19 protein-coding genes, 1 tRNA gene and 3 pseudogenes are annotated in these 15,272 nt (G+C 40.3%); 14 read left to right on the forward strand and 9 right to left on the reverse strand.

Going from position 1 to position 15,272, the window contains the following annotated elements; translation table 11 throughout:
• On the forward strand, positions 1-233 hold a 233-nt coding region (locus HT731_RS08370), incomplete at its 5' end, for an IS3 family transposase (RefSeq protein ID WP_173278508.1).
• Between the two features lie 152 nt (positions 234-385).
• Here HT731_RS08370 and HT731_RS08375 read toward each other — a convergent pair.
• A pseudogene (locus tag HT731_RS08375) lies at positions 386-502 on the reverse strand (IS630 transposase-related protein); the annotation flags it as partial.
• Between the two features lie 46 nt (positions 503-548).
• Here HT731_RS08375 and HT731_RS09460 point away from each other — a divergent pair.
• Positions 549-874 (forward strand): annotated as a pseudogene (locus tag HT731_RS09460) (IS5/IS1182 family transposase); the annotation flags it as partial.
• Between the two features lie 138 nt (positions 875-1,012).
• On the forward strand, positions 1,013-1,918 hold the full coding sequence (gene gla, locus HT731_RS08380; RefSeq protein WP_173278511.1) for an aquaglyceroporin Gla: 906 nt from the start codon (positions 1,013-1,015) through the stop codon (positions 1,916-1,918).
• Here gla and HT731_RS09465 read toward each other — a convergent pair.
• From HT731_RS09465 to HT731_RS08395, 4 genes and pseudogenes are all read right to left on the reverse strand, one after another.
• A pseudogene (locus HT731_RS09465) lies at positions 1,909-2,320 on the reverse strand (hypothetical protein); the annotation flags it as partial. The gene gla and the pseudogene HT731_RS09465 sit on opposite strands and share 10 nt — an antisense overlap.
• A gap of 396 nt (positions 2,321-2,716) precedes the next feature.
• Positions 2,717-3,016, reverse strand: coding sequence for a YbaB/EbfC family nucleoid-associated protein (locus HT731_RS08385; RefSeq protein WP_173278513.1), 300 nt, complete (start codon positions 3,014-3,016; stop codon positions 2,717-2,719).
• A gap of 193 nt (positions 3,017-3,209) precedes the next feature.
• Positions 3,210-3,452: a type B 50S ribosomal protein L31 gene (locus tag HT731_RS08390; protein ID WP_000710764.1), complete on the reverse strand. Its 243-nt coding sequence runs from the start codon at positions 3,450-3,452 to the stop codon at positions 3,210-3,212.
• 95 nt (positions 3,453-3,547) lie between these two features.
• Positions 3,548-4,483 (reverse strand): bifunctional oligoribonuclease/PAP phosphatase NrnA, encoded by a 936-nt coding sequence (locus tag HT731_RS08395; protein ID WP_173278515.1) that lies wholly within the window; start codon positions 4,481-4,483, stop codon positions 3,548-3,550.
• A gap of 103 nt (positions 4,484-4,586) precedes the next feature.
• On the opposite strand from HT731_RS08395, the gene HT731_RS08400 reads away from it, so the two are divergent.
• From HT731_RS08400 to HT731_RS08425, 6 genes are all read left to right on the forward strand, one after another.
• Entirely contained in the window at positions 4,587-5,030 is a 444-nt protein-coding gene (locus HT731_RS08400) for a flavodoxin (protein WP_001162128.1), read from the forward strand.
• Between the two features lie 115 nt (positions 5,031-5,145).
• Positions 5,146-5,412 carry a chorismate mutase gene (locus HT731_RS08405; protein ID WP_173278517.1) on the forward strand — a complete coding sequence of 89 codons (267 nt, stop codon included), beginning with the start codon at positions 5,146-5,148 and terminating at the stop codon, positions 5,410-5,412.
• Positions 5,409-5,783 carry a fluoride efflux transporter CrcB gene (crcB, locus tag HT731_RS08410; RefSeq protein ID WP_173278519.1) on the forward strand — a complete coding sequence of 125 codons (375 nt, stop codon included), beginning with the start codon at positions 5,409-5,411 and terminating at the stop codon, positions 5,781-5,783. The genes HT731_RS08405 and crcB (HT731_RS08410) overlap by 4 nt, the downstream gene beginning before the upstream one ends.
• Positions 5,777-6,106 (forward strand): fluoride efflux transporter CrcB, encoded by a 330-nt coding sequence (gene crcB, locus HT731_RS08415; RefSeq protein WP_173278521.1) that lies wholly within the window; start codon positions 5,777-5,779, stop codon positions 6,104-6,106. The genes crcB (HT731_RS08410) and crcB (HT731_RS08415) overlap by 7 nt, the downstream gene beginning before the upstream one ends.
• Positions 6,107-6,224: 118 nt before the next feature.
• Entirely contained in the window at positions 6,225-6,572 is a 348-nt protein-coding gene (rplS, locus tag HT731_RS08420) for a 50S ribosomal protein L19 (protein WP_001068669.1), read from the forward strand.
• Positions 6,573-6,613: 41 nt separating this feature from the next.
• Positions 6,614-6,685 (forward strand) — tRNA-Arg (locus HT731_RS08425).
• A gap of 54 nt (positions 6,686-6,739) precedes the next feature.
• Here the strand turns inward: HT731_RS08425 and yidA are convergent.
• Together yidA and HT731_RS08435 are read right to left on the reverse strand one after the other, a co-directional pair.
• Positions 6,740-7,546, reverse strand: coding sequence for a sugar-phosphatase (yidA, locus tag HT731_RS08430; RefSeq protein ID WP_173278523.1), 807 nt, complete (start codon positions 7,544-7,546; stop codon positions 6,740-6,742).
• A gap of 12 nt (positions 7,547-7,558) precedes the next feature.
• Positions 7,559-8,863 (reverse strand): HD domain-containing protein, encoded by a 1,305-nt coding sequence (locus HT731_RS08435; protein ID WP_173278525.1) that lies wholly within the window; start codon positions 8,861-8,863, stop codon positions 7,559-7,561.
• 71 nt (positions 8,864-8,934) lie between these two features.
• On the opposite strand from HT731_RS08435, the gene HT731_RS08440 reads away from it, so the two are divergent.
• From HT731_RS08440 to ffh, 3 genes are all read left to right on the forward strand, one after another.
• Positions 8,935-9,312 carry a DUF1934 domain-containing protein gene (locus tag HT731_RS08440; RefSeq protein WP_101776652.1) on the forward strand — a complete coding sequence of 126 codons (378 nt, stop codon included), beginning with the start codon at positions 8,935-8,937 and terminating at the stop codon, positions 9,310-9,312.
• A gap of 90 nt (positions 9,313-9,402) precedes the next feature.
• The gene (locus HT731_RS08445; protein WP_000402066.1) at positions 9,403-9,735 is read left to right on the forward strand and encodes a putative DNA-binding protein; all 333 of its coding nucleotides are present in this window, start codon (positions 9,403-9,405) and stop codon (positions 9,733-9,735) included.
• 11 nt (positions 9,736-9,746) lie between these two features.
• Positions 9,747-11,318, forward strand: coding sequence for a signal recognition particle protein (ffh, locus tag HT731_RS08450; protein WP_173278527.1), 1,572 nt, complete (start codon positions 9,747-9,749; stop codon positions 11,316-11,318).
• Positions 11,319-11,412: 94 nt separating this feature from the next.
• On the opposite strand, the gene HT731_RS08455 is transcribed toward ffh, so the two are convergent.
• Both HT731_RS08455 and rsmG read right to left on the reverse strand, forming a co-directional pair.
• On the reverse strand, positions 11,413-12,696 hold the full coding sequence (locus tag HT731_RS08455; RefSeq protein ID WP_061759759.1) for a solute carrier family 23 protein: 1,284 nt from the start codon (positions 12,694-12,696) through the stop codon (positions 11,413-11,415).
• Between the two features lie 204 nt (positions 12,697-12,900).
• Positions 12,901-13,614, reverse strand: coding sequence for a 16S rRNA (guanine(527)-N(7))-methyltransferase RsmG (gene rsmG, locus HT731_RS08460; protein ID WP_061759751.1), 714 nt, complete (start codon positions 13,612-13,614; stop codon positions 12,901-12,903).
• 94 nt (positions 13,615-13,708) lie between these two features.
• Between rsmG and HT731_RS08465 the strand changes: the two genes are divergently transcribed.
• Both HT731_RS08465 and htpX read left to right on the forward strand, forming a co-directional pair.
• Entirely contained in the window at positions 13,709-14,269 is a 561-nt protein-coding gene (locus HT731_RS08465; protein ID WP_033680397.1) for a LemA family protein, read from the forward strand.
• A gap of 1 nt (position 14,270) precedes the next feature.
• Positions 14,271-15,170 carry a zinc metalloprotease HtpX gene (gene htpX / locus HT731_RS08470; RefSeq protein ID WP_033680396.1) on the forward strand — a complete coding sequence of 300 codons (900 nt, stop codon included), beginning with the start codon at positions 14,271-14,273 and terminating at the stop codon, positions 15,168-15,170.
• The last annotated feature ends 102 nt before the right edge of the window (positions 15,171-15,272 follow it).

Genomic DNA, 15,272 nt, shown 5'->3' on the forward strand with positions numbered 1-15,272 from the left:
GAATTCAAGCATCCATGTCACGTAAGGGCAACAGCCCAGACAACGGTATGATGGAATCTTTCTTTGGCATTTTAAAATCCGAAATGTTTTATGGCCATGAGAAAAACTTTAAATCACTTAATCAATTGGAACAAGCCATTATAGACTATATCGATTACTACAACAACAAACGAATTAAGGTAAAACTAAAAGGACTTAGTCCTGTCCAATACAGAACTAAATCCTTTCAATAATTATTTGTCCAACTTTTTGGGATCAGTACAGAAATAGCGTTTTTCTATACTATTTTGATTTTTGATGTATAGTAGATTGAAATAGACAAAGACAAAAGAGTCTCGAAAAAAGTATCGCAACATGGTGATACTTTTTTTGCTCTTTCTAGCTATAACCCGCCATAAATGGTATTGCGTAAGATTTGGAAAACGTGTGATTCTTCTGCTAGACTTCCTGTTCGCTCACAATAGGCGAGAACTTTTTTACGAAAACCTAATGAATATATCATAAGAAGGTTATGCAAATTTGCGTACTTTTTTAGTTCATTTTACTATACTTTTTTGATGATCAAGTAAGACAATATGTAAAATAGTCAGCTCAAGCTTGGATATAATGTTCAAGAGGCTACTAATGGCAAGTATGTCCTTTATTTTGATATCTTTCCAAATCTAACAGACACTCACACTCTGAAGATCTCCTCCAGACAGTTCAAACTTTAGACTGATTCCAATATAGAGTGGAGAATACAGGTTATGGTAGCGAATAAAACTATGTCTGTATTATTGGTGAATGGCGAAGGACATATCTTATTCCCTATACTATATATTAGAAGGAATTGACTTAAAAGAATCAGACTAGCATAGATAATCTAATGAATTGGTAATATCTTGAAAACAAAGATTAGTTTATAAGATTTGGAATCGTTTTCTGTCATAATCTTTCAGGAAAGTAGTTGCTAAAAGATGTAAAAATTGATAGAATAATGATTGTCTAAAAAATTTTAAGGAGAATCTATCAAATGGATTTCACATGGGCAATTAAATATGCCACTGAATTTTTGGCCACTGCTCTTTTGATCATTCTTGGAAATGGTGCAGTTGCCAACGTTGAACTTAAAGGTACGAAAGGTCACCAAAGTGGCTGGATCGTTATCGCTGTTGGTTACGGTATGGGGGTTATGATTCCTGCCTTGATGTTTGGTAACGTATCTGGAAACCACATCAACCCAGCCTTCACTCTTGGACTTGCAGTCAGCGGTCTATTCCCTTGGGCACAAGTTGCGCCTTATATCGTCGCACAAGTTTTGGGTGCTATTTTTGGCCAAGCCTTGGTTGTGGCAACACACCGCCCATACTACTTGAAAACTGAAAATCCAAACAACATCTTGGGTACTTTCTCAACAATTTCAAGTTTGGATAATGGTTCAAAAGAATCACGCTTTGCAGCAACTGTTAATGGTTTTGTAAACGAGTTTGTTGGTTCATTTGTCCTTTTCTTTGCAGCGCTTGGTTTAACTAAACACTTCTTTGGTGCTGAACTAGTGTCAAAAGCGCAAGCGGCTATCAATTCTCAAGTTGCTCAAGCAACTACTCAAGGTCAAACAATTCCTCAAGAACAAGTAACAGCAGCACTTGAACAAGCTAAAGAACAAGTAGCGCCATTTATGACATCAGGTCTTGGAATTGCTCATTTGGCACTTGGTTTCCTCGTTATGGCCTTGGTAACATCACTTGGTGGACCTACAGGACCTGCCTTGAACCCAGCCCGTGACTTTGGTCCACGTCTCCTTCATGCTTTCCTTCCAAAATCAGTTCTTGGTGAGCACAAAGGTGATTCAAAATGGTGGTATTCTTGGGTACCAGTAGTAGCACCTATCGCAGCAGCAATTGCAGCAGTAGCTGTTTTCAAATTCCTTTACCTATAAGAAATTGAGTTCTTTATCCATTGTAATGGATTGAAGCAAAGATAAGATCTAGAAAGGGCAAATTTTGTCCTTTCTTTTTTTGATATTGCGAATTGTGAAAGTCTGTTTTTTGAAGTTGTCAAAGTTTCGAAAATCAAAGGTATTGCATTGGATAAGATTATTATTCTCTCCTAATTTTACGTTGGAATAAGGTAATTGAAGGGAGTAGATGCTTTCTTTAGAAAGATTCTAAAAAAAGCCTGAAAGCGAGGATTAGCTAGATCTAGATTCTTCTCAATGAGTACGCAAAACTTTACTATAGAAGTAAAAATGTAAGAGATTATAGTGGTGCTTTAATTCTTATTAGCAACTCAAGAGTGTCTCTATAATCTCTTTAGTAGTTAAGCACATACGAAAAGTCGGCGATACAATAGTTCACTACTATGCTGTTAGTAGGGGTTGATGACCATGTACTAATGAAATCTTTGATTAAATTGCTTCATGGTTTGGCATGATTTACAATTCGCCTTAAGTATTGAAGTAGAACAGTCTGGTGGACTGTTTTAGCCGGAATTTAGGAGTATAATAACAAATGGTAAAAAAGATTAAGAATGATTTTAGCGTCTAGGGCTTAGTATGAGAAAAAAGTTTTCAATATCAAGCAGTTGTGATAAAATGTAATTGTTCCATAGGATTCTTTCTAATGATGGCTTGGTCGCTTTTCACTATAGATTTTATGGAACTTTTTTCTACATCAAAATAGGCTCCATAATATCTATAAGGGATTTACCCACTATAAATATTATAGAGCCTTTTTTATCAGAATGGCAATTTCCCTGCGAAAGCACCTAATTTTTTCTTAGTCGTTTCATCGATTTGTTCAAGAGCAGAGTTGATGGCTTGAACAGTCATATCAGAAAGAGTTTCAAGGTCTTCCGGGTCAACGACGGCTGGATTGAAGTCAATACTGACAACTTTCTTATCTCCAGTTAAGGTAGCTTGAACAAGGTCTTGAGCAGATTTGCCAACAAATTGCATAGCAGCAAGTTCAGCTTGACTTTCTTCCATTTGTTTTTGAAGTTTTTGTGCTTGACGCATCATATTTTGCATGTTCATCATGGTGATTTACAGTTTCCTTTTATCTTATTTTCTTTCCTATTTTATCAATTTTGGGTTTAAATGTCTATTGTTAGTATGAATCTACTAACATTAAATTACCGAAGAGATTTTCGAAGAGTATGAGTCTGGAATATGAAAACAGCAGTTAATTTCAAGAAACAAAAAAAGAACAGCCGAAGCTGTCTTTTTATCATTATTTGAGACCGTATTTTTTGTTGAAACGATCCACGCGTCCATCTGCTTGAGTGAACTTTTGACGTCCAGTGTAGAATGGGTGTGAGTCTGATGAAATTTCCACACGGATCAATGGGTAAGTTTCGCCTTCGAACTCAACTGTTTCGTTAGAGCGTTTTGTTGAACCGCTAAGGAATTGGTAACCAGTAGTTGTGTCCATGAAGACAACTGGGCGATATTCTGGATGGATATCTTTTTTCATTTTGCAATATTTCCTTTCTGCCATGGTCTCTTTGCGAGCCATAGATTGTTACCATACTAGTCTATCAGATTCTGAAAAGTTTGGCAAGTGTTTTATCAGTTTTTAAGCAAGTTTTTTAACTTTTGGTAGATGATTTCGTTTTCCTCTAGGCTATAGGAATTGGCACCACTTGCTAGAGGGTGGCCTCCTCCATCATGTTCTTTGGCAATTTCATTGATAGGATGGATTTTACTACGTAAGCGAACACGGTAGTGGCCATCAACCTGTTCCACAAAAATTCCCCAGAGACTGACGCTGTCAATCCGACCAGGAGCTCCCACAATAGCAGCAGTCTCAGCATCGGTGACATTGAATCGTTTTAAGATTTCCTGACTCAGGATAATGCGAGCAGCACCATTTTCATCCACTTCCAGATGGTCATAGATGTAGCCTTGAAGTTTAGCAATTTTGTAGCTCATAGTGTCCATTTTGCGAGTGAGAGCCGCAAAGTCAAAGTTATGTTCTCTCAAATAAGCAGCAAGGCGGAGAGTGCGTGCAGTCGTAGAAGGATAAAGGAAGCGACCTGTATCACCAACAATACCTGCAAAGAGCAACTCAGCAGCGCGATCTGACAAGGCCAGTTGATTTGTTTGGGCAAATAGGGTAATCATCTCACTAGCGCTACTTGAACTAGTATCCACCCAAGATAGGTCACCGTATACATCATCATTTGGATGGTGGTCAATTTTAATGAGAAAGTCACCTTGGCTATAGCGCTTATCATCGATACGAGCAGTATTCGCCGTATCACAGACGATGACAAGGGCGCCTTGGTAGGCACTATCTTCAACAAGATCCATTTCAGCCATCCAAGTAAGAGTTGGTTCATTAAAACCAACGGCTTTGATGGTTTTTTCTGGGAAATGATGGTTGAGAAGAGCTTTCAATCCCACCTGACTTCCCAATGCATCAGGGTCTGGTTTCATATGACGGTGAATGATAATCGTGTCGTATTCTTTAATTTTTTCTAAAATTTGATGGCAAATTTCCATAAATAACCTCAATTCTTTCTCATTTCATTGTAGCACAAGAATTTTTATTTTTAAAATGAAAAAGATGTGATATAATGGAGAAAGATAAATTGAGGAGGACGATATGGCATTAGCAAAAATTGTATTTGCCAGTATGACCGGTAATACCGAAGAAATTGCAGATATTGTAGCAGACAAATTACGTGACTTGGGCTTGGATGTCGATGTTGATGAATGTACAACTGTTGACGCCTCAGACTTCTTGGAAGCAGACATCGCTATCGTTGCGACCTACACTTATGGTGACGGTGAATTGCCAGATGAGATGATGGACTTCTACGAAGATCTAGCAGATCTCAACTTGAATGGTAAAATCTACGGAGTGGTCGGTTCAGGTGATACCTTCTATGATGAATTCTGTAAGGCTGTTGATGACTTTGACCGTGTTTTTGTGTCAACAGGAGCAGAAAAAGGTTCAGAGTGTGTTAAAGTTGATCTTTCTGCTGAGGAAGAAGACATTGAACGCTTGGAACAATTCGCAGAAGAATTGGCTGCTAAAGTAGGATAAGCATAAACGTGCGCTGATGCAATCAATCAGTGCATTTTTCTTATCGTGACTTGGGATTTTACTAGCCTATTTGGTGGCTTTTTGATACAATAATTCAAATAAAGGAGGAGACTGTATGGATTTAGATAGTATTCGGCAAGAGATTAATCAAATCGACGACCAAATTGTCAAACTGTTAGAAGAAAGAATGCATTTAGTTGAAGGGGTTGTCGCTTATAAGAAGGCTTCAGGGAAACCGATTTTAGATACCAAGAGAGAAGCAGTTATTTTTGAAAAGGTCAGAAATCGTGTAGAGGACAAGCGCTATCAGGAGACTATTGTCGCAACATTTTCGGACATACTCAAACGTTCGCGTGATTATCAGGATCAAAATATCAAATGAAAAAAGAACAATTTTATCCGCTAGGAATTTTTCTAGCTGCCATGGTGGGCGGATTGGTTCGCTACCTAGTTTCCACTTGGTTACCAGCCAGTCCTGACTTTCCTTGGGGCACCCTTCTTGTTAACTATCTAGGCATTTTCTGCTTGATTTACCTTGTCAAGGGATATCTAGTCTATAAGGGGACAAGTAAAGGTGTTATTTTAGCACTGGGTACAGGTTTTTGTGGAGGTTTGACAACCTTTTCCAGTCTCATGCTTGATGCTGTAAAATTACTTGATACAGGGCGTTATCTTAGTTTAGTCCTGTATTTGCTTTTGAGCATCGGTGGAGGACTGCTTTTAGCTTACTATTTAGGGAGGAAGAAATGGTAATCGTCTATCTTGCAATTGCTTGTGGCTGCGGAGCCATAGTGCGCTATTTCTTTTCCCGCTATAATCAAGCATCTAAATTGCCCCTCGGAACGCTTATAGCCAATCTTTTAGGGTGTTTTTTGATTGGATTATTCTACAATCATGTGGAGTCTAAGGAAGTCTATGCTATTTTAGCAACAGGATTTTGTGGCGGTTTAACGACTTTTTCGACCTTGAATGACGAACTCCAAAGGTTGCTAAGTGATAAGAAGGTATTTTATTCTTATTTAGCTTTGACCTACCTAGGTGGTTTGGTTGCGATTTTTTTAGGAATTCTGCTATAAATTTCTTTACTTTTTTGTGGAAATTTGGTAAACTGTATCTTGTGTGTAATGGACGCACAAAAATACAGTTTATCCGCTGAGGAAGGTTCCTCAAGATTGACAAAGATAGGAGAATAAAATGAATCCATTAATCCAAAGCTTGACTGAAGGTCAACTTCGTACAGATATCCCATCATTCCGTCCTGGTGACACTGTTCGTGTACACGCGAAAGTTGTCGAAGGTAACCGTGAACGTATCCAGATTTTTGAAGGTGTTGTTATCGCACGTAAAGGTGCTGGCATCTCAGAAAACTACACAGTTCGTAAAATCTCTAACGGTGTAGGTGTTGAGCGTATCTTCCCAATCCACACTCCACGTGTTGAAAAAATCGAAGTTGTTCGTTACGGTAAAGTACGTCGTGCGAAATTGTACTACTTGCGTGCTCTTCAAGGTAAAGCAGCTCGTATCAAAGAAATCCGTCGTTAATTCGACTAAAAAACTCTGCTTTTCAGCAGAGTTTTTATCTAGCTCCCTTAGTTCAATGGATATAACAACTCCCTCCTAAGGAGTAGTTGCAGGTTCGATTCCTGCAGGGGGCAGTAATTATACATCAAAAACCGCTCTGCTGAGCGGTTTTCGTATATTCTTCACTTTTACAGTACCCATGTACGGATGGCATGGGCTACGCCGGATTCATCGTTAGATTTAGTGATGTATTTGGCGATTTTTTTGATTTCTGGATTTCCATTTTCCATGACAACGGGGTTGCCAACGACTTCTAGCATGGCACGGTCATTTTCTTCGTCCCCGATAGCCATGGTTTCATCTTTGGTCAATCCAAGTTTTTCAGCTAGGTGAGTAATAGCTGAACCCTTATCCACATTCTTTTTAAGGAGTTCGAGATAGAAAGGAGCCGATTTGTTGATGGAGTAGCGTTCGTAAAATTCGGCTGGAATTTTTTCAATCGCAGCATCGAGAATTTCTGGTTCATCGATAAACATACATTTGACAATTTCCTTGTCAGCCATTTCTTCAGGGGTGCGGTAGAAGATGGGCATGCTGACGAGCGTTGATTCGTGCACTGTGTATTTTCCGATATTGCGATTGGCAGTGTAGATACCATCCTTAGTAATGGCGTGCATGTGGACACCGAGCTTGCGACTGAGAAATTCCATATCTAGATAATCCTCATAGGTCAAGGATTCGCTGATAATCTCATGGCCAGTAGCAGTTTCTTGGACAAGGGCACCGTTGAAGGTCACGACATAGTCACCTTGGTCTCTCAACTGCAAGTCGTCTAGAAGTTTGGCAACACCTGCGATAGGGCGGCCAGTTGCAATCACGACTTTGACACCAGCTTCTTTGGCATCTTGGATGGCAGAAAAGACTTCAGGAGTGATTTCCTTTTGGCTGTTGACTAGGGTTCCGTCAATATCGACGGCAATTAGTTTAATACTCATAAATTTCCTCTTCTAGTTTTTATTTGGGGTAAAATGATCGTTCTCAATCAAGTGTAAAAATTGCTGGGTAATACTTGCGAAGATGCTGTTTTGATCCAACATTTCTTTCGGAAAGTAGAAACGATTATCTCCGTGGCGACTACCAGCAAGGGATTGGACGATGGGAGACAGGCTAGAGAGTTCTGCCAGTTCTCCATTTTTTTGTAAAATCTCAATCTGTGTCCGCGGATTTTCAGATTCGGGACGATAGATATCATAAGGAAGGTCAAAGTTCTTATGAATGGCTGTGTAGTAGTCGGGATCAAAACCGATATCCTCAACCAATTTTCTCATGCTGGCGAGTTGGTCTTGGTCTTCTTGTGAAAAGGTAATGGATTTAAAGACCTTGCGGTTGACAAAGCGTTGCGATAAGTCTGCGAGAATCTTGTCAGGACTGGTCATCCAGAGCTGGAAGTAGGTATTCATCACACCATCATCCAGAGACAGATAGTCAGACAAGGTCACATTTTTTTCAAAGAAAGTCAGGAGGTGTGGAGAAGTTCGTGCAAAGAAATCTTTGTCCTCAGGGTAGAGTTCCTTGGCGCGTTTGAGAAGATTCTGCAGGAGAACTTCCATGGCGCGTGTTGCTGGATGGAAATAGACCTGCATGTACATCTGGTAACGACTGAGGACATAGTCTTCGATGGCATGCATGCCATTACGCTGAAAGGCGATTCCATTTTCGATAGGACGAATGACTCGGAGGATGCGAGTCAGGTCAAATTCTCCGTATGAAGCTCCTGTAAAATAGGAGTCGCGCAAGAGATAGTCCATGCGATCCGCATCGATCTGACTGGAAATGAGTTGCACGACCTGCTTATTAGGATAGGTGTGGTCGATGACACTGGCTACCTTTTCTGGGAAATCTGGCGCCACTTGTAGCAGGACTTGGTGAATCTCTGTCTCAGGACTTTGGATAATTTCCTGAGTAATGGCTTCATGGTCTGTATCAAAGAGATGTTCAAAAGTATGGGAATAGGCACCATGTCCAAGGTCATGTAGGAGAGCAGCGGTCATGGTCAAGAGAGACTCGGCAGGATTCCATTCCTCAGGATATTTTTCTTCAAAAATCTCCGTGATACGTCGTGCAATCTCATACACTCCTAGACAATGGGAGAAGCGGCTGTGTTCCCCACCGTGGAAGGTATAACTGGAAGTTCCTAGTTGCTTGATACGGCGCAAACGTTGAAATTCTTTTGTATTAATCAAGTCATAGATGATTTGATTATTGACATGGATGTAGTTGTGAACTGGGTCACGGAATACTTTTTCGTTCATATGACCATTATAGCAAAAAGCTAGAGTTTTTGGTAAAATAGTAGAACAAGAGAGAAGAAAGAGGACTTGATGTGAAGATTCGGATGCGAAATAGGATTCAGTTTGATGAGCAGTTGGAAGTGATTGACCAGCTTTATGACGTTGAAGTGCATGAAAAGGGAGATTATAGCTATCTGCTTTTTTACAATGAGGAAAAGGAAAAAGTAGTGATTAAATTTCATGATCAAGAACTAGTGATGAGTCGTTTTTCCAATCCCAAGACCATTATGCGCTTCCTAAAGGATAGTGATAGTTTGGCCTATATTCCTACACCAATGGGCATGCAGGAGTTTATCATCCAAACGAGCCATTATCAAGTTGATGGGCAAAAGATTGAACTAGATTATCAACTACAAAATCAAGAGGGACATCCCTTTGCCAGCTATCAATTGGAAATTACTTGGGGCTAGGCTCATGTCTTTTTCAAATTTACCTGGCTATCTTCTCGGATTAGCTTGCTAGTGTGGTAGATTAGGCTAATTTTTGGTATAATAAAAGTTATGGAAATCGAAAAAACCAATCGTATGAATGCGCTCTTTGAATTTTATGCAGCGCTTTTGACAGATAAGCAAATGAATTATATAGAGCTCTACTACGCTGATGATTACAGCCTCGCTGAGATTGCTGAAGAGTTCGGCGTCAGTCGTCAGGCTGTCTATGATAATATCAAGCGGACAGAAAAGATTCTGGAAGATTATGAGATGAAATTGCACATGTACTCGGACTACATTGTCCGCAGTCAGATTTTTGATCAGATTTTGGAGCGCTATCCCAAGGATGACTTTCTGCAGGAGCAGATAGAAATTTTAACAAGCATTGATAATAGAGAATAAGAGGAAGAAACATGGCATTTGAAAGTTTAACAGAACGTTTGCAGAACGTCTTTAAAAATCTACGTAAAAAAGGAAAAATCTCAGAGTCTGATGTTCAAGAGGCAACCAAAGAAATTCGCTTGGCCTTGCTCGAAGCTGACGTTGCCTTGCCTGTTGTAAAGGACTTTATTAAGAAAGTTCGTGAGCGTGCAGTCGGACATGAGGTCATTGATACCCTTAACCCAGCGCAACAGATTATTAAAATTGTAGATGAGGAATTGACAGCTGTTTTAGGTTCTGATACAGCAGAGATTATCAAGTCACCTAAGATTCCTACGATTATCATGATGGTCGGTTTGCAGGGGGCTGGTAAAACAACTTTTGCAGGTAAATTGGCCAATAAACTCAAGAAGGAAGAAAATGCTCGTCCCTTGATGATTGCGGCGGATATTTACCGTCCAGCTGCCATTGATCAGCTGAAGACACTGGGGCAACAGATTGATGTGCCTGTCTTTGCACTTGGAACAGAAGTACCAGCTGTTGAGATTGTACGTCAAGGTTTGGAACAAGCCCAAGCCAATCATAATGACTATGTCTTGATTGATACGGCAGGTCGTTTGCAGATTGATGAGCTCCTCATGAATGAGCTTCGTGACGTGAAAGCCTTGGCTCAACCAAATGAAATTTTGCTCGTCATTGATGCCATGATTGGTCAAGAAGCGGCAAATGTTGCGCGTGAGTTTAATGCTCAGCTGGAAGTGACTGGTGTTATTCTTACCAAGATTGATGGGGATACTCGTGGTGGTGCGGCTCTATCTGTTCGTCACATTACTGGAAAACCAATCAAGTTCACTGGTACGGGTGAAAAGATTACGGACATTGAAATCTTCCACCCAGACCGTATGTCTAGCCGTATCCTTGGCATGGGGGATATGCTGACCTTAATTGAGAAAGCTTCTCAGGAATACGATGAGCAAAAAGCCCTTGAAATGGCTGAGAAGATGCGTGAAAACACCTTTGATTTTAATGATTTCATTGATCAGTTGGATCAGGTGCAAAACATGGGGCCAATGGAAGACTTGCTCAAGATGATTCCAGGTATGGCCAACAATCCAGCCCTTCAAAACATGAAAGTGGATGAGCGCCAGATTGCTCGCAAACGTGCTATTGTATCTTCCATGACACCTGAAGAACGTGAAAATCCAGATTTGTTAAATCCTAGCCGTCGCCGTCGTATCGCAGCTGGTTCTGGAAATACATTTGTCGAAGTCAATAAATTCATCAAAGACTTTAACCAAGCTAAACAACTCATGCAGGGTGTTATGTCTGGTGATATGAACAAGATGATGAAGCAGATGGTAATCAATCCAAACAACCTTCCTAAAAATATGCCAAATATGGGAGGAATGGATATGTCTGCCCTTGAAGGAATGATGGGACAAGGCGGTATGCCTGACCTGTCAGCTCTCGGAGGAGCAGGAATGCCAGATATGAGCCAGATGTTTGGTGGCGGACTCAAAGGTAAAATCGGTGAATTTGCCATGAAACAGTCCATGAAACGCATGGCGAATAAAATGAAAAAAGCGAAGAAGAAACGTAAGTAATACAAAGGAAGGCGAAGGGCTTTCCTTTTTTAGAAAGAAGAAAAATGAGCACTTCCGTAATTGGAAATGCTCGTTTTTTGATATGTTTAAACTCTTAGTCTTTATTTTCGTATGGCAAGATCAAGTTCAAGATGATTCCTGTCATGGCTGATAGGGCAGTACCTGAAAGTGTAACTGGACCAAGTTTAAGGATAGCTCCTCCAAGTCCAAGGACCAACATAGCACTTGCGATGATTAGGTTACGCATTTGAGCGAAATCAACACGTTCTTTGATCAAGACTTTCAAACCGTTGCTGGCGATAACCCCATAGAGAAGGATTGACATACCACCAAGTACAGCGTTTGGAATAGTTGAAATCAAGGCAGTGAATTTACCAAGGAAGCTAAGGGCAATTGCGATAAAGGCAGCGTTACGGATAACTGAGACAGAAGCGATACGAGTCATACCGATAACTCCTGTATTTTCTCCATAAGTTGTATTGGCTGGTCCACCAAGGAAGGCAGAAACAGAAGTTGCAATACCGTCACCAAGAAGAGTACGATGAAGACCTGGTTCTTTCAAGAATTGACGGCCACATATTTGACCTAAAACAGTATGGTCTCCGATATGTTCAGAAATGGTTACGATCGCGATTGGCAAGATAGCGATGGTTTCTGGACCAAAGTAAAGATTGTATTCTTTAAAGGCACCACTTGTGCTAAATGGCAAGTAGAAACCAGGAATTTCAAACCAGTTAGCTTTAAGAACTGGTGTAAAGTCAACTAAGCCAAGAGTTAGCGCGAAGAGGTAACCACCGATGATGGCAAAGAGGAATGGAATGATTCGTAGGAAGCCTTTTCCTTTTGTATTGATAAATGCAGCAATCAAGAAAGTAACAACTGCTACAAGAGCATTTTTCCAATTTCCATCAGCTACAAGCCCCGCATTGGTAACAGCTGAACCTGCAAGTCCAAGACCGATAACGATGATCATAGGTCCGATGATGATTGGTGGTAAGAGTTTATCAATCCATTTTGTACCCGCAAAACGAACACTTGCAGCCACAAGGACATAGATAAAACCTGTAAGGATAACCCCTGTTTGTGCAGCTGATACATCCCCTCCTAGTTCCTTCATAGCTAGCGACATAGCTGTGATAAAGGCAAATGAAGAACCTAGATAAACTGGAACTTTAAAACCAGTTGAAATCATGTAGATGAGTGTTCCAACACCTGAAGCAAAAAGGGCAACAGATACAGGCATTCCCAAAATCAATGGTACCAAGATGGTCGCACCGAACATGGCGAAAACGTGTTGGAAACTAAGGAGAATTCCTTTGCCAGCTGAAGGACGTTGGTCAACGTCTAGTAACAAATCAACAGTTGATTCTTGTTTCATATAAACCTCACTTTTGGGCATCAAAAAAGAGCCCATTATTTTACAGCAATAGGCCCTCAGAGTAAGACTTCTTTAAAATCTAGACTTTAAAGAGTTTTAAATATTTCTGCGTCTTCGTCACCTCACGGGATGACATTAAAAACCTTTGCTTGTGATAGTATAGCAAAAATTACAAACTTTGTAAATATTTTTTTACTAAAAAGTTTAAAGCGGGCGTTTGTTGGGCATGCCAGCCTTACGTGGATATTTATTTGGCGTTTCTTTTTTCTTTTCCACCACTGTGATATAACGCGGATCTCCATTAGGTAAGGCGTAGCTGAGATTGTCTTCGACCTTACTAAAAAGGAGGTTGAGGGCATTCTTAGCTTCTAATAACTCCTCAGGCGCATTGCTGGCCTTGAGTGCCAATAGTTTTCCGCTAACCTTAAGGTAGGGAATAGTCAATTCAGACAAAACCTGCATGCGGGCAACCGCACGAGCCGTTACAAAATCATATTGAGCACGGAAGTTCTTGTCTTGGGCAAAGTCTTCTGCACGTCCATGGTAGAAATGGACATCGTGCAAATCCAGTTCTTGAGCCAAGAGTTGGAGGAAGTTAATGCGCTTATTGAGTGAATCAATGATAGTCACATCTAACTGAGGATAGAGTATTTTCATTGGTAGACTAGGAAATCCCGCTCCAGCTCCAATATCAAGAAGTTTGATAGTTTCATTGGGAATCAAACCTTGAAGAATGGGTGCAATCGAATCGTAAAAATGTTTGAGATAGACTTCTTCCTTGTCTGTAATGGCTGTTAAATTAATCTTTTCATTCCACTCAACCAAGAGCTCAAAATAACGTTCAAATTGTTTTTTTTGATGGTCCGAAAGTGGAAGATTTTGCTCGGCAAGCAAATTGTAAAATGTTTCTGGTTTCATAGTTATTTCCTTCTTTAGTATCATCTTATTTTACCACAATCATTAAAAATTTGATATACTGGTACTAATCTAAAAACAGAAAGGAATTATAAAAATGACTTGGATTATTCTTGGAGTTATCGCTCTTATTGTTATTTTTGTGATTGTTAGCTATAACGGTTTGGTTAAGAATCGTATGCAAACAAAGGAGGCTTGGAGTCAGATTGATGTTCAGTTGAAACGTCGAAATGATCTCTTGCCAAACTTGATTGAAACTGTAAAAGGTTATGCCAAATATGAAGGTTCTACCCTTGAAAAGGTAGCAGAACTGCGTAACCAAGTGGCGGCAGCGACTTCACCAGCAGAAGCTATGAAAGCTAGTGATGCCCTTACTCGTCAGGTTTCAGGTATTTTTGCAGTTGCAGAAAGCTATCCAGATTTGAAAGCTAGTGCTAACTTTGTTAAATTGCAAGAGGAGTTGACAAACACAGAAAATAAAATTTCTTACTCTCGTCAACTCTATAACAGTGTTGTCAGCAACTATAATGTAAAATTAGAAACTTTCCCAAGTAATATCATCGCTGGAATGTTTGGATTTAAAGCAGCAGATTTCCTTCAAACACCAGAAGAGGAAAAGGTAGTACCTAAAGTTGATTTTAGCGGTTTAGGTGACTAAGATGTTGTTTGATCAAATTGCAAGCAATAAACGAAAAACATGGATTTTGTTGCTGGTATTTTTCCTACTCTTAGCTCTTGTTGGCTATGCGGTTGGTTACCTCTTTATGCGGTCAGGATTTGGTGGTTTGGTTATCGCGCTGATTATCGGCTTTATCTATGCCTTGTCCATGATTTTTCAATCGACAGAGATTGTCATGTCCATGAATGGGGCTCGTGAGGTTGATGAACAAATGGCACCAGACCTCTACCATGTAGTGGAAGATATGGCTATGGTTGCTCAGATTCCTATGCCCCGTGTTTTCATCATTGATGATCCAGCCTTAAATGCCTTTGCGACAGGTTCTAATCCTCAAAATGCAGCAGTTGCTGCGACGTCAGGTCTCCTAGCTATCATGAATCGTGAAGAACTAGAAGCTGTTATGGGACATGAAGTCAGTCATATTCGTAATTACGATATCCGTATTTCGACTATTGCCGTCGCTCTTGCTAGTGCTATCACCATGCTTTCTAGTATGGCAGGTCGTATGATGTGGTGGGGTGGCGCAGGTCGCAGACGAAGTGACGATGACCGAGAAGGAAATGGTCTTGAAATCATTATGCTAGTGGTTTCTCTCCTAGCTATTGTCCTGGCACCTCTCGCTGCAACCTTGGTGCAACTAGCTATTTCTCGTCAGAGGGAATTCCTAGCTGATGCTTCCAGTGTTGAGTTGACGCGCAATCCTCAAGGAATGATAAATGCTCTAAGTAAGTTGGATAATAGTAAACCGATGAGTCGTCCTGTCGATGATGCCAGCAGTGCACTTTATATCAATGATCCCAAGAAAGGGGGAGGGTTCCAAAAACTCTTTTATACCCATCCACCTATCTCAGAACGGATTGAACGTTTGAAACATATGTAAAATATGCCTATACAATCCTAAAAAATGAGCATTCTCGTAGTTGGAGATGCTCATTTTCTTATATAATTGAACTCAGAAATCAATTTGGTATGGCCCTGCTTA

The sequence above is a fragment of the Streptococcus sp. k-163 genome (assembly GCF_013277555.1).
Classification (GTDB): Bacteria; Bacillota; Bacilli; order Lactobacillales; family Streptococcaceae; genus Streptococcus.